The sequence below is a fragment of the Martinezella lusitana genome (assembly GCF_016901135.1).
GTDB classification, from domain to species: Bacteria; Pseudomonadota; Alphaproteobacteria; order Rhizobiales; family Rhizobiaceae; genus Rhizobium; species Rhizobium lusitanum_D.
This window is the reverse complement of sequence record NZ_JAFEVL010000018.1, coordinates 24,005-36,617: the sequence shown is the minus strand read 5'-3', so window position 1 is coordinate 36,617 and position 12,613 is coordinate 24,005. Positions and strand designations below refer to the sequence as shown.

13 protein-coding genes and 1 pseudogene are annotated in these 12,613 nt (G+C 58.6%); 11 read left to right on the top strand and 3 right to left on the bottom strand.

Annotated features, from left to right (window positions below; genetic code table 11):
• Positions 1 to 2: 2 nt before the first annotated feature.
• The 6 genes from JTP94_RS06685 to JTP94_RS06660 all read left to right on the top strand — a co-directional run bounded on the left by JTP94_RS06685 (position 3) and on the right by JTP94_RS06660 (position 5,721).
• Entirely contained in the window at positions 3 to 1,466 is a 1,464-nt protein-coding gene (locus JTP94_RS06685) for an aldehyde dehydrogenase (RefSeq protein ID WP_204849756.1), read from the top strand.
• Between the two features lie 5 nt (positions 1,467 to 1,471).
• Positions 1,472 to 1,786 carry an NIPSNAP family protein gene (locus tag JTP94_RS06680; protein ID WP_204849755.1) on the top strand — a complete coding sequence of 105 codons (315 nt, stop codon included), beginning with the start codon at positions 1,472 to 1,474 and terminating at the stop codon, positions 1,784 to 1,786.
• Positions 1,787 to 1,842: 56 nt separating this feature from the next.
• Positions 1,843 to 2,853 carry a polyamine ABC transporter substrate-binding protein gene (locus JTP94_RS06675; RefSeq protein ID WP_204849754.1) on the top strand — a complete coding sequence of 337 codons (1,011 nt, stop codon included), beginning with the start codon at positions 1,843 to 1,845 and terminating at the stop codon, positions 2,851 to 2,853.
• 117 nt (positions 2,854 to 2,970) lie between these two features.
• On the top strand, positions 2,971 to 3,843 hold the full coding sequence (locus JTP94_RS06670; RefSeq protein ID WP_204849753.1) for an ABC transporter permease: 873 nt from the start codon (positions 2,971 to 2,973) through the stop codon (positions 3,841 to 3,843).
• Position 3,844: 1 nt separating this feature from the next.
• Entirely contained in the window at positions 3,845 to 4,645 is an 801-nt protein-coding gene (locus JTP94_RS06665; protein ID WP_204849752.1) for an ABC transporter permease, read from the top strand.
• Complete coding sequence (locus tag JTP94_RS06660; protein ID WP_204849751.1) at positions 4,642 to 5,721, top strand: ABC transporter ATP-binding protein; 1,080 nt, start codon at positions 4,642 to 4,644, stop codon at positions 5,719 to 5,721. Before JTP94_RS06665 ends, JTP94_RS06660 begins: the two co-directional genes overlap by 4 nt.
• Before the next feature lie 20 nt (positions 5,722 to 5,741).
• Here the strand turns inward: JTP94_RS06660 and JTP94_RS06655 are convergent, their stop codons facing one another.
• The 3 genes from JTP94_RS06655 to JTP94_RS06645 all read right to left on the bottom strand — a co-directional run bounded on the left by JTP94_RS06655 (position 5,742) and on the right by JTP94_RS06645 (position 8,824).
• Complete coding sequence (locus JTP94_RS06655; protein ID WP_204849750.1) at positions 5,742 to 6,983, bottom strand: NAD(P)/FAD-dependent oxidoreductase; 1,242 nt, start codon at positions 6,981 to 6,983, stop codon at positions 5,742 to 5,744.
• Positions 6,980 to 7,297: a MocE family 2Fe-2S type ferredoxin gene (locus tag JTP94_RS06650; protein ID WP_204849749.1), complete on the bottom strand. Its 318-nt coding sequence runs from the start codon at positions 7,295 to 7,297 to the stop codon at positions 6,980 to 6,982. Before JTP94_RS06650 ends, JTP94_RS06655 begins: the two co-directional genes overlap by 4 nt.
• Positions 7,298 to 7,789: 492 nt before the next feature.
• A complete protein-coding gene (locus tag JTP94_RS06645) occupies positions 7,790 to 8,824 on the bottom strand; it encodes a sterol desaturase family protein (RefSeq protein WP_204849748.1) in 1,035 nt (344 codons plus the stop codon).
• A gap of 290 nt (positions 8,825 to 9,114) precedes the next feature.
• Between JTP94_RS06645 and JTP94_RS06640 the strand changes: the two genes are divergently transcribed.
• The 5 genes and pseudogenes from JTP94_RS06640 to JTP94_RS06620 all read left to right on the top strand — a co-directional run bounded on the left by JTP94_RS06640 (position 9,115) and on the right by JTP94_RS06620 (position 12,528).
• Positions 9,115 to 9,948, top strand: coding sequence for a sugar phosphate isomerase/epimerase (locus JTP94_RS06640; RefSeq protein WP_204849747.1), 834 nt, complete (start codon positions 9,115 to 9,117; stop codon positions 9,946 to 9,948).
• A 103-nt stretch (positions 9,949 to 10,051) separates the two neighbouring features.
• Positions 10,052 to 10,198, top strand: a pseudogene (locus tag JTP94_RS06635) (TadE/TadG family type IV pilus assembly protein); the annotation flags it as partial.
• 155 nt (positions 10,199 to 10,353) lie between these two features.
• A complete protein-coding gene (locus JTP94_RS06630; RefSeq protein ID WP_204849746.1) occupies positions 10,354 to 10,620 on the top strand; it encodes a type II toxin-antitoxin system Phd/YefM family antitoxin in 267 nt (88 codons plus the stop codon).
• Positions 10,617 to 11,060, top strand: a complete 444-nt coding sequence (locus JTP94_RS06625) for a type II toxin-antitoxin system VapC family toxin (protein ID WP_204849745.1) — start codon at positions 10,617 to 10,619, stop codon at positions 11,058 to 11,060. The genes JTP94_RS06630 and JTP94_RS06625 overlap by 4 nt, the downstream gene beginning before the upstream one ends.
• A 466-nt stretch (positions 11,061 to 11,526) precedes the next feature.
• Positions 11,527 to 12,528, top strand: a complete 1,002-nt coding sequence (locus JTP94_RS06620) for a GGDEF domain-containing protein (RefSeq protein ID WP_204849744.1) — start codon at positions 11,527 to 11,529, stop codon at positions 12,526 to 12,528.
• Positions 12,529 to 12,613: the final 85 nt, after the last annotated feature.

The following is a 12,613-nucleotide window of genomic DNA, read 5'->3' as shown; positions in this document are numbered from 1 at the left end:
CCATGCAGCGCTTCCAGTATTATATCGATGGCGAGTTTCTGGACGGGGAAGCCCGTTTCCAAAGTATCGATCCTGCAACAGGCGATGTTTGGGCAGACATGCCGGAGGCGCGTGAAAGCGATGTCGACCGCGCGGTCAATGCGGCTGAGAAGGCTCTTTACGACGGACCCTGGGCCAAGACGACGGCGACGCAGCGCGGCAAGCTGCTCTACAAGCTCGCCGATCTCGTTGCTGCGAATGCCCAAAAGCTCGCCGAACTGGAAACGCGCGACACCGGCAAGATCATTCGCGAGACCTCGGCGCAGATCGCCTATGTCGCCGATTACTATCGCTACTATGCCGGCCTCGCCGACAAGATCGAGGGATCCTACCTGCCGATCGACAAGCCCGATATGGATGTCTGGCTTCGCCGCGAGCCGATCGGCGTCGTCGCCATGATGGTGCCGTGGAACAGCCAGCTCTTCCTGTCGGCCGTCAAGATCGGCCCGGCATTGGCGGCCGGCTGCACCATGGTCGTCAAGGCATCGGAGGATGGGCCTGCGCCGCTTCTGGAATTTGCCCGCCTTGTTCATGAAGCAGGCTTTCCGGCCGGCGTCGTCAACATCATCACCGGCTTCGGGCCATCTTGCGGCGCCGCTCTCGGGCGGCATCCGAAAGTCGTGCATATTGCCTTTACCGGCGGCCCGGAGACGGCACGCCATGTCGTGCGCAATTCGGCGGAAAACCTTGCCTCGACATCCCTGGAACTCGGCGGCAAATCGCCCTTCATCGTCTTTGCCGATGCCGATCTCGAAAGTGCTGCCAATGCCCAGGTTGCCGGCATCTTCGCAGCGACGGGACAAAGCTGCGTTGCCGGCTCCCGCCTGATTGTCGAGCGCAGCGTCAAGGATGCTTTCCTGTCCATCATCAAGCGCAAGGCCGAGGCGATCCGTATCGGCCCTCCGCTCGAAATGGCGACCGAAGTCGGCCCGCTTGCCACGAAGCGTCAGCAGGATCACGTCGCGGCACTCGTCGACAAATCCGTTCAAAGCGGCGCACGTCTCGTCACTGGCGGCCAAAAACTGGATGGCGACGGCTACTATTTCCAGCCGACGATCCTGGATTGCGACGGCGTCACTTCGCCGTCGCTTGCCGAGGAATTCTTCGGCCCGGTTCTGTCCGTCGTCTCCTTCGAGACCGAGGCCGAGGCCCTGAAGCTTGCCAACGATACCCGCTATGGACTGGCTTCCGGTGTCTTCACCCAGAATCTGACGCGCGCTCATCGTCTCATGAAAGGCATTCGCGCCGGTGTCGTCTGGGTCAACACCTATCGCGCGGTATCGCCGATCGCGCCGTTCGGCGGCTTCCGTCTTTCCGGGCAGGGCAGGGAAGGCGGGCTTGCGGCGGCCCTCGACTACACCCGCACCAAGACGATCTGGTTGCGCACGTCAGATGATCCGATCCCCGATCCCTTCGTCATGAGGTGACGCCGATGTTCTACGAGATCCGCACCTATAGGCTGAAGAACGGCACGATCCCGCAATATCTGAAGGTCGTCGAGGAGGAGGGAATTGCCATCCAGAAAGCCCATCTCGGCAATCTGGTCGGCTATTTCTATTCGGAGATCGGCACGATCAACGAGATCGTCCATATCTGGGCCTATGCGAGCCTCGACGATCGCGAGGCGCGGCGCCAGCGACTGGCTGCTGACCCGGAGTGGCAAGCCTTCCTGCCCAGGATTCGCGATCTGATCGAGGTGGCGGAAAACAAGATTATGAAGCCGGCCAGCTTTTCTCCCGCGGGGTGAGCGGGCGGCCGCATAAGGCATGACCTGAAAGACTGCAAAAACAAGGACAAGGGAACATGAAAGCAAAAATTGCACTCGCGGCCTTTGCCGCAATGATGGCCGCATGCATGCCCGCCAAGGCCGATACCATGGTCTTCACGAGCTGGGGAGGAACGACGCAGGATGCGCAGAAGGTCGCCTGGGCGAACCAATTCACCGAAAAGACCGGCATCGGCGTCATGCAGGACGGCCCGACTGATTACGGCAAGCTGAAAGCCATGGTCGAGGCCGCTCGCGTGACCTGGGACGTAGTCGACGTCGAGGGCGACTACGCCGCACAGGCTGGCAAGAGCGGCCTGCTGGAGAAACTCGATTTCTCCGTCATCGACAAATCCAAGCTCGATCCGCGTTTCGTCAGCGATTATTCCGTCGGCAGCTTCTATTATTCCTTCGTGATCGGCTGCAATGCGGATGCTGTCAGTGCCTGCCCGAAGACCTGGGCCGATCTCTTCGACGCGAAGAAGTTTCCGGGCAAGCGCACTTTCTACAAGTGGTCGGCTCCGGGCGTGATCGAAGCCGCTTTGCTGGCCGACGGTGTTCCCGCCGATAAACTCTATCCGCTCGATCTCGACCGCGCCTTCAAGAAGCTCGACACGATCAAGTCCGATATCGTCTGGTGGTCGAGCGGCGCGCAGTCTCAGCAGCTGGTCGCATCGGCCGAAGCGCCCTTCGGCAGCCTCTGGAACGGCCGCATGACCGCGCTCGCCAATAGCGGCGTCAAGACCGAGACGTCGTGGAGCCAGAACATCACGGCAGCCGATTCCCTCGTCATTCCCAAGGGCGCTCCGAACATGGAAGCGGCGATGAAGTTCATCGCGCTTGCAACATCGGCGCAACAACAGGCCGATCTGGCAAAGGCCACCGGATACGCGCCGATCAATCTCGGCTCGGCCAAGCTGATGGATCCCGAAACGGCAAAGACCCTGCCGGACCAGCAGACCGCCGGCCAGGTGAATGCCGATATGAACTATTGGGCCGAAAACCGCGATGCCATCGGCAAGAAGTGGTACGCCTGGCAGGCGCAGTAAGCCCCAGGAAACTGACAACAGCACCGCGGACATCGGTCCGCGGTGCGGCAATACGAGGTGCGGGCCTGCATGGCGGCTATGGCTGCCTGCCGGTGCCCACGGTGGGAAAGGATTGCCATGTCGACATATATGGACGTTGCGGGCGAAACCGCACCGACGCGCAAGGCGGCGAAGTCCACCGGTTTTGGACAGGTGGCGCCGGCGCTGATCTTCATTGCGATCTTTTTCGCCTTTCCGGTCGTAGCACTTCTCCTGCGCAGCGTGATGGAGCCTAGGATCGGGCTTGGCAACTACGCCGAGCTGCTCGGATCCGCGACCTATTTGAAAATCTTCGCCAATACCTTCATCGTCTCCGGCCTGGTCACCATCATATCGTTGCTGATCGGCTTTCCCGTCGCCTGGACGCTGGCGATCATGCCTGCGAGACTGGCCTCGCTGGTATTTGCAATCCTGCTCCTGTCAATGTGGACCAATCTGCTTGCCCGGACCTACGCCTGGATGGTGCTGCTGCAGCGGACCGGGCTGATCAACAAGATGCTTGTTGGTATGGGGCTGATCGACAAGCCTCTGGCGCTCGTCAACAACCTGACTGGCGTCACGATCGGCATGACTTATATCATGCTGCCCTTCATCATCCTGCCGCTCTACGGCGTCATTAAGAAGATTGATCCGGCGGTGTTGCAGGCGGCCGCTCTCTGTGGCGCGAGCCGTTGGCAATGCCTAACTCGCGTTCTCCTTCCGCTCGCGGCTCCCGGCATGATGGCTGGTGCGCTGATGGTCTTCGTCATGTCGCTCGGCTATTACGTTACCCCGTCGCTGCTCGGCGGCACGGCGAACATGATGCTGGCGGAACTCATCGCCCAGTTCGTTCAATCCCTCGTCAATTGGGGCATGGGCGGAGCGGCGGCCTTTGTCCTGCTTGTCGTTACGCTTTCGCTCTACGCGGTCCAACTGCGGTTGTTCGGCGTGCAGAATACGGGAGGGCGCTGAGATGCTGTTGAATTTCGGGCAACTCGGCTGGTGGAAATATGTGCTTCTCACCATCACCGTTCTGACAGCTGCCTTTCTGCTGCTGCCGATCCTCTTCATCGCGGCACTGTCATTCGGCTCGTCGCAATGGCTGATCTTTCCGCCGCCGGGCTGGACGCTGCGCTGGTATGGGGAGCTGTTTTCCGATCCGCAATGGCTGGAGTCCGCCTGGACGAGCTTTCGGATCGCGGCAATCGTCACGGTGCTTTCGGTCGTGCTCGGGCTGGTGACGTCATTCGGCCTCGTGCGCGGCAAGTTTCTGTTTCGCGATGCGCTGAAAGCACTGTTCCTGACGCCGATGATCCTTCCGGTCGTTGTCTTTGCCGTTGCCCTCTATGCCTTTTTCCTGCGGATAGGGCTCGGCGGAACCCTGGTAGGCTTCGTCCTTTCCCACCTCGTTCTGGCGCTACCTTTTTCCATCCTATCGATCTCCAGCGCGCTCGAGGGCTTCGACAAGTCCATCGAGGATGCGGCCGTGCTCTGTGGTGCTTCGCCGCTTGAGGCAAAGATCCGGGTAACGTTGCCCGCCATAAGTCACGGGCTCTTCTCCGCGGCCGTTTTCTCGTTCCTGACATCCTGGGACGAGGTGGTCGTGGCGATCTTCATGGCGAGCCCGACGCTGCAGACACTGCCGGTCAAGGTCTGGACGACGCTGCGGCAGGATCTCACCCCGGTCGTGGCTGCCGCCTCCACACTTCTCATTCTGTTGACGGTCACTTTGATGGCGCTGGCCGCGATCGTACGCAAGGTTCTGAAATCATGAGTGAATCCTTCCTGAAAATCAAAGGCATCCGCAAGGAATACGGCCCGGTCGTCGCCGTGCACGATGTCAATCTCGACGTCCGGCGTGGCGAATTCCTGACCTTTCTTGGCCCCTCCGGCTCGGGCAAGAGCACGACGCTCTACATATTGGCCGGCTTCGAGAACCCCACCAGGGGCGACATCCTGCTGAACGGCCAGACGCTGCTGTCGACGCCCTCGCACAAGCGCAATATCGGCATGGTGTTCCAGCGCTATACGCTGTTTCCGCATTTGAGCGTGGGCGAGAATATCGCCTTTCCGCTGAAGGTGCGCCGCAAGTCCAAGGCCGAAGTCGATAGCCGGGTGAAGGAAATGCTGCGTCTCGTCAGGCTGGAAGGCTTCGAGGATCGCAAGCCGGCACAGATGTCCGGCGGCCAGCAGCAGCGCGTCGCGCTTGCCAGGGCGCTCGCCTATGATCCGCCGGTGCTTCTGATGGACGAGCCGCTGTCGGCGCTCGACAAGAAGCTTCGCGAGGAAATCCAGCACGAGATAAAGCGGATCCATCAGCAGACCGAAGTGACGATCCTCTACGTGACCCACGATCAGGAGGAGGCGTTGCGGCTCTCCGATCGCATTGCCGTGTTCTCCAACGGTATCATCGACCAGATTGGTACAGGGCCGGAGCTCTACGCCAATCCACGCACCCGCTTCGTCGCCGAATTCATCGGTGACAGCGATTTCATCTCCTGCCATCTGTTGTCATCGGATAATGGACGGGCGACCATTTCGCTTGGAGACAAGGCGATCTTCGAGCGCATCCCGGTCCATGGCAGGGCGGCCACCGGCGGCAAGGCCGCGCTGATGCTGAGACCCGAGCGCATCCGGCTCGGGCGCAGCAACGGCGCGGGCAACGGCCTCAGTGCCACCGTCAACGACATCACTTTTCTAGGCAACAACGTGCACGTGACGACGCAGATTTCAGCCAGCGAGACCTTGTCCGTTCGGTTGCCTTTCGGGCATGAGGCCATCTCGGGCCTCAGCCGCGGCGACCATGTCAATCTGGAGTTCGACCCGGGGGCTGCTCACGTCTTTTGCTAGAGCCGGCGAACAGCAGCCTTCTACGCCGCTCTTGGCAGCAAGGATTTCAGGTTAGCGTCGGCCGCCAGCGCCTCTCTCGGCGGCGTGATCCGCCTTGCGATCAGCATCTCGCTCAACTTCATGTCCCTGGCAACCTTGTTGCCGGGACCTATGCCGCTGGCGGCTACGAGCCTCTCGTCGTGGTCGAGATGAAACAGGATGAAGGCACTGTCGCCGAGGTCTCTCCGGATGACCACGCGCCCTTCGTCGACAAGTCCAGCAATTTGCAGGGTATGGTCGAACTGGTCCGACCAGAAATAAGGAACGGCTTGATAGCTGTGCGTTGCGCCCGCTAAATTCGCCGCAGCAAGGATGCCCTGATCCTGAGCATTGCGCCACGCCTCCAGGCGTAACCGGCGTCCCCCATAAAGCGGATGTGGAAACGAGCAGCAGTCGCCCGCAGCATAGATATCCGCCACCGAAGTCTCGAGGCGCTCATTGACCGCGATCCCATTGTCGACGGTGATGCCTGCTTGTGCTGCGAGCTCAGTGCGCGGTTGCGCGCCGATGCCGACCACGAGCACATCCGCGGTCACCTCGGTTCCATCGGCCAGACGGACGCTCACGCGCCGGTCGCCGGCATCGATCTCGCTGACCGTTACGCCGCATTTCACCACGACCCCGTTGCGACGATGCAGCGAACTGACCGTCTCGGCGATCGGTTCGGGTACGCCGCGCTTGAGAATGCGCTCCTGGGATTCGATCACCGTGACCCTTGCGCCGCGGCTGCGCGCCGATGCGGCAACCTCCAGACCAATGAAGCCTGCTCCGAGCACAGCCACATGCATGTCGGCGCTGATCCAGGGGCGAAGCGCAAGCGCGTCGTTGATTGTGCGGAGATAGAGTATCCGCGCATTGGCTGGCACATTCGGCAATCGCCTGGCCGCCGCGCCCGTCGTCAACAGCAACCTGTCATAGGGCAACGAACGGCCGTCCGACAGGATCACTTGCTTGCCGGTGGTGTCGATAGCGATCGCCGACGCGCTGCCGATATGCCGGATCGCGCGGTCGCCCAGCATGATATCGCTGAGAACGGTCGGCGCCTGCGGCGTTGCCTTGGCGAGCAGCATCTGCTTGGAAAGGGGAGGCCGCTCATAAGGGAGGTGAGCCTCGTCGCCGATGAGGGTGATGGGATGCGGGTAGCCGTTTTCTCGCAAGCTCAGAGCTGCGCGCGCGCCGCATTCGCCCGCGCCGACGATGATGATGCCCTCATCGTTGCTCATGCTTCGATCCCGATCATGACGCGATCGCCCTCCAGCTTCACCGGATAGGTTTTCAGATTGACGCAGACCGGCGCGCCGCGAGCCTCGCCGGTCTTGTAGCTGAAACGGCCATTGTGCTTTGGACACTCGATGGTGTCGTCCATGACAAGCCCCTCGGCCAGGTGGATCTTCTCATGGGTGCAAAGCCCATCGGTCGCGAAATATTCGTCATCCGGGCTTCGATAGATCGCAAAGGTTCGCCCGGCGTGATCGAACCGGACGACGTCCTCCTGATCGATCTCCTCGGCTGCACACGCATCGATCCATGTCGTCATTTTCTGCCTCCTCGCTACCGCCCGTCGGCGGCTATCGCCATGCGTGAAAGATGTTGTTTCAGAGGAGGAACATCAGCGCGTTGAACATTGATCGCACTTGTTTTTCTCCCCCCTGAGGAGTTTCAACCATGCGCGATATGGCCCATCACATTCCAGGTCGATTATGATCATTTTTCATCATAGAAAAGCGGCATGAAGAAAATCCGTTTGGTCGACATTGCAGCGGCCGCAGGCGTCGGCCTTACGACCGCCGAGCGCGTTCCCAACGAAAAGGGGATGCGTCAAACCGCAGACTGTAGAGAAGGTGGTGCTGGCATGATTGGTCATGCCGGAGCCTGCGAAAGGAGGGCCCGCAGGCTCCGGCATTTCCCGCCATCGACGACCTGAGGACCGGCGGCGGGGGGAGAACCAAATGTCGCATATGGAGCACAGCACGCCCTTGGCAAGTCCTTGAGGTCGTTGCCAGGCCTAGCTGTTCCGACCGGGCTCAGCCTAGTTAGCAGGCCCTGAACGACGCGCCTGCCTGTTGGCATATTTCTTCGCCCGTTCCATGAAACGCTTGTTCATGCGGTCCTCTGCCTCTTTCGAGCCGTCGTGGAAGGTGCCGAACCATTTGTCGAGCGGGATGACGCCGTCGGCGTAATTGCACTCGAAGAACTTGTGATGCAGGTAGTGGTCGTAGGCGTGGGTGTCGATGGCGGTATCGTCTGCGATCACGATCTTGTCGAAACCCGCGTGGCCCGGCGCCGGCGCAAGGGCGGTATGCGTCAAATGGAAGAGGACATGGATCGGACTGGAGGGCACGATCCAATGGATGAGCACGCCCGAGAAATACAGCAGATGCTCGATGGGATGCATCGCCAGACCGGACCAGGGTCCGGGATTGACGTTGTTATGATGCAGCTTGTGAACGGCATGATAGAGCGGCGGCCAGTGGATCAGGCGGTGAACGAGGTAGAAATGCAGATCGCGGAATGCCGGGATCAGCAGCATGATCACGGCGCAATAGACCGGATGTTCGGCAAAATCGACATGGGGAATGATGCCGTTGGCGAAAGCCCATAGGGTCAGGACTTCGAAGGCTGTCCAGATCGGCACGGCACTTGCGAATGTCCAGATCACGTTGTCGACGGTCTGATTGCCGAAGAGAAATGCGGAATTGCCCGTCGACGGCCACTTCGCGTTATATTTGAAGGTCGTTCCCTGCTTCTTTTGCATGTAGAGGCGCAGATGAAAGGCGCCGAAGAACAGGAAGACGAGGGCGGCGTTACGAAGGAGAAGATAGGCGATCCAGCCCGGTGCGAAGGTCTTCATCGTCTCCATCGAGGGCGTGGCATAGAACCATAGCAGCGTGCCGACGATCGCATAGACGGTATTCCAGGGCATCAGATAGCCGGGATAGCCGAAGAACCATTTCAGGAAGGCCACGGGCTGAGCCGGCCAAACGAAAACCGGCGGATATTTGAGGAGCTTGTTGGGTTTCCAATCCCCGCGCTTGTCACGCGTTCCGTAGAGCGTGTCGTCCATGGTGTTGCCTCCCAGTTGGCGAAAATCATGCAATCAATGTCTCCGACGCAGGTGCGGAACGACAGCAGAGATTTGATGAGAATTAATCATGGCCGGCAGCTCGGGGCGTGTTGATGGAGCCGGTTGGCGTCCGAGAGTATTTTGATGAAAAACCATCATGCCGGTGACTGTCGGCGCGTAAATGCATCCGCGCTGCAATGAAACGCAGCTATGAGCAAAACACATCACCGAACGGTCTCGCAAAGACGGCAAATTCATGATCTGTGCAGTCCACTGGTACGGGAGGCACCATGCAGAACATGCTCATCTTTCAGTCGCTCTGGGCCATGGAGCGACGCAGCGCTGTTTATCCGGAGCAGACTCTCGAAGAGAATCTGGAGAAGATCGCCGCCGCCGGCTTCGACGGCATCAGCACGCATTGGTACGATCGCAGCTATGTTCGCCGGGTCGCAGGGCTGCTCAAGCAGTATGGTTTGCAAGCGGAAGGACAATGCTTTCCCAAGACCATCGACGATCTGAAGCCAGCGCTCGAGATCGCCGCCGAATGCAATGTGCATCATATCTGTCTGCAGCCCGATGTGCGATTGCGCCGCCTGGAGGATTGCATTCCCTTGCTCGAGGGCTGGCAGCGTCTTGGGGAGGAGGCCGGCATCGACGTCTTCATCGAAACGCATCGCGACCGGATGACCACCGATCTGTTCTTCACGCTTGATCTGCTCGACCGCCTACCGGATTTGTGGCTGCTGGGCGATATCTCGCATTTCCTCGTCGGACGGGAGTTTGCCTGGCCGGTATCGGATGAAAATCATGCGCTCATGCACCGGATACTCGACAATTCGTGGGCCTTCCACGGCCGGGTCGCCTCGCGCGAGCAGGTGCAGATCGAAATCTCCTTTCCGCATCATCGGCCCTGGGTCGATCTCTTCCTCGGCTGGTGGGAATACGGCTTCAGAAGCTGGAGAAAGCGCGCCGGCAGCGATGATACTCTCGCCTTTACCTGCGAGCTGGGGCCAAAACCCTATGCGATCACAGGGAGGGATGGCGAGGACTCCACGGACCGGTGGGAGGAATCCTTGCTCCTGATGCAAGAGGCTCGCGACCTCTGGACCAGAACCGCCAGCTGACAATTCGGACGGAATACTGGCGATATTGCGCACTAGGTCAATATCTAAAGTCTCCTGGATCGTGTTCATCATAGATGAACGGCCGATTGAAGGAGACAGGACGATGCTTTGTGTTTCTGATTTCACCAGGGCAAAAGAGGGGACAGCCGCAGTCGAATTCGCTCTGATCGCGCCGCTTTTTTTCCTTCTGTTTCTAACGCTAGTTGCCTTTGCCATCTATCTTACCGCCGCCCATTCGCTCCAGCAGCTTAAGGATTTTGGCTCACATGATTGATCGCCTGCCTTCGCGTACGCCCAAATCAAAGCGTCAATCGCAGATCTTGTCTTCGCAGCGCTAAGTTTCTTGATTTTGCATAGGTCTGCCTTTAAAAAGGGGTCATAAATGACCCCTTTTGGAGATCCATAGTGGCAACGATTAGTCTGAAAGATGCAAAGATGTCGTTCTCTCGCGTCGTTGATCAAGCCGCCGCTGGCGAGTTTGTAACGATCACGCGTCATGGTCGTGCTGCTGCTGTGCTCGTCAGCGTAGGAGCAGCAGAGGCTGCAAGGAAGGTGCTCCGTAAGGATCGACCTAGCCTGGTTGAGTATCTGAAGAGCTTTCCGGCAGATCTCGATCTGGTCGACGATGTCTTCGCCCGAAATCCAACCCCCTCCCGCGAGGTTGATCTATGAGCTTTCTTCTTGACACCAACGCTATCTCGATGTTTGCGCCGTCCAAAGCAAGTGCATCGGATACATTTGCTGATTGGGTCAATGAACAGGACCGGTTGGACGCAATTTATCTTTCATCCTTGACGATCCATGAGATCGAAAAAGGCGTTCGGCTACTAGAGGCGAAAGGTGCAAAGACAAAGGCAACCGGAATTCATACCTGGCTGCAAGGTCTTATCGCCGGATATGGAGATCGCATCTTGCCGGTTGACAACAATGTCGCTCTTGAATCTGGCAGACTGGAAGCCAAAGCGATCATTGCCGGACAAAGCCCTGGCGCAGCCGATGCGATCATCGCAGGCACGGCAAGCATTCATAAGCTCACTGTTATTACTGCGAATCTAAAGCACTTTCGGCCATTCGGCATTGCGGTCAAATCCCCAGATCAGATCACCCGCTAGAATTCTGCTGCAAACGACACGGGTTTTCGTCGCAAGCATGCACTGGAGAGGAAGTATCGCCGGTTAGAGTCCTCTCAAGGCGCTCGATTTTCACACATTGAGGACCGGCCCGGTTGCTTCATCTGTGCGTCACGCGAAACTGGATTGTCATGAATCCGCGCAGGAGTTTGTTCTTCGGTTCGAATACCGATGTGCAGTGCTCCGAAATTTCCAAACGGATGTCTAGGTTGATTGTGTCAGGCGAAAGCTTGGCCGCGCTTTGAGCGCGGGCGTCGCGATCTGCCGGGCTGTGGATTAGTTTCGGAACCGGGGCTTGAACGCGATTCTTGATTGAACGAAATTCGTGCGGTCCGTATTTTTAGAAACCCGAACGCAAGCAATATGTGTAATCCTCTGTTTGGGATGGTGGTCCGGGGCATCTTGATGAAACTGGCAACGATCTTCGTTCAGCTGGCGAGGGAGCCATATGTCTTGCAATGTATATGAAATACCGCAGCCTCACGCGATCGGCTCCGAGGAGTTCATTCGTTTGCGGGAGCTGTTTGATCGATCATTCAAGGCGGCTCGGATAGGTGTATGGGAATGCAGCTTGCCGGATCAGACGCTAAGTTGGACGGATATGGTCTATGAATTCTTCGATCTTGTTCCGCAAGCGCCATTGGCGCGGGAAGAAATCGTCAGACTCTACACGCCAGAGACCCGTAAACTGCTCAACGAGGCCCGCGATAGGGCAATTCGCACAGGTGAAGGCTTTACCCTGGACGCTCAAATCGTTACCGCGAAAGGTAACAGCCGATGGATAAGAATAACCGCTTGCGTCGAGTTTGCGAACGGCACTGCCGCAAGAATATTCGGGGTGAAACAGGACATCACTGCCGAGAAGGCTGTGGTTGAGCAGCTTCGTCACTTGGCGGAGCGCGATGCCCTCACCGGACTGAGTTCCCGGACCAGGTTTGAAACCTTCCTTAGTGAGATATGTGGAGCCGACGGTCAAAGGGCGCAAGCCCTGCTCTTGGCGGATCTCGACGGTTTTAAGTCTGTAAATGATACTTTCGGACATCAGGCCGGAGACGACTGTCTCAAAGTCGCAAGCCACAGGCTCTCGCGGGCGCTACCACGGGCCGACATGATCGCTCGCATAGGCGGGGACGAATTTGCCGTCATCCATCCATGTTCATCGGTCGAAGATCTCGCAAAGATCGCCGCCCGTGTCGTAAAAGGCATGAATTGGACGATCTCAACCCCAACGAAGAACATTCGGATCGCCGCGTCCGTTGGAGCTGCCATAATCCTACCTGGCCAATCGCCCAAAGACATATTTGCGAAAGCGGACCGTGTCTTATACGAGGTAAAATCGGCGGGCAGGAACGGCTTCCGGATCGTGCCACTTTCGCGACCGGCTTTGGAAAGCGCTGAAGCAACCTTGCACAGTGAGCTCTGTTCTGGGGTGACGGCGGGCGGAAGTTGATGCTTCCTGCTATTTTGTGAGCAGCTAGACCCTCTGCTTCTGCCAACGCAGCAGTTTTGGTTTTGAAGGAACCATCAGCCATCAG

Bases quoted from the DNA above. Each gene is read 5' to 3' on its own strand.
- JTP94_RS06685 (WP_204849756.1), top strand. From the start codon at position 3: ATGCAGCGCTTCCAGTATTATATCGATGGCGAGTTTCTGGACGGGGAA.
- JTP94_RS06680 (WP_204849755.1), top strand. From the start codon at position 1,472: ATGTTCTACGAGATCCGCACCTATAGGCTGAAGAACGGCACGATCCCG.
- JTP94_RS06675 (WP_204849754.1), top strand. From the start codon at position 1,843: ATGAAAGCAAAAATTGCACTCGCGGCCTTTGCCGCAATGATGGCCGCA.
- JTP94_RS06670 (WP_204849753.1), top strand. From the start codon at position 2,971: ATGTCGACATATATGGACGTTGCGGGCGAAACCGCACCGACGCGCAAG.
- JTP94_RS06665 (WP_204849752.1), top strand. From the start codon at position 3,845: ATGCTGTTGAATTTCGGGCAACTCGGCTGGTGGAAATATGTGCTTCTC.
- JTP94_RS06660 (WP_204849751.1), top strand. From the start codon at position 4,642: ATGAGTGAATCCTTCCTGAAAATCAAAGGCATCCGCAAGGAATACGGC.
- JTP94_RS06655 (WP_204849750.1), bottom strand. From the start codon at position 6,983: ATGAGCAACGATGAGGGCATCATCATCGTCGGCGCGGGCGAATGCGGC.
- JTP94_RS06650 (WP_204849749.1), bottom strand. From the start codon at position 7,297: ATGACGACATGGATCGATGCGTGTGCAGCCGAGGAGATCGATCAGGAG.
- JTP94_RS06645 (WP_204849748.1), bottom strand. From the start codon at position 8,824: ATGGACGACACGCTCTACGGAACGCGTGACAAGCGCGGGGATTGGAAA.
- JTP94_RS06640 (WP_204849747.1), top strand. From the start codon at position 9,115: ATGCAGAACATGCTCATCTTTCAGTCGCTCTGGGCCATGGAGCGACGC.
- JTP94_RS06625 (WP_204849745.1), top strand. From the start codon at position 10,617: ATGAGCTTTCTTCTTGACACCAACGCTATCTCGATGTTTGCGCCGTCC.
- JTP94_RS06620 (WP_204849744.1), top strand. From the start codon at position 11,527: ATGTCTTGCAATGTATATGAAATACCGCAGCCTCACGCGATCGGCTCC.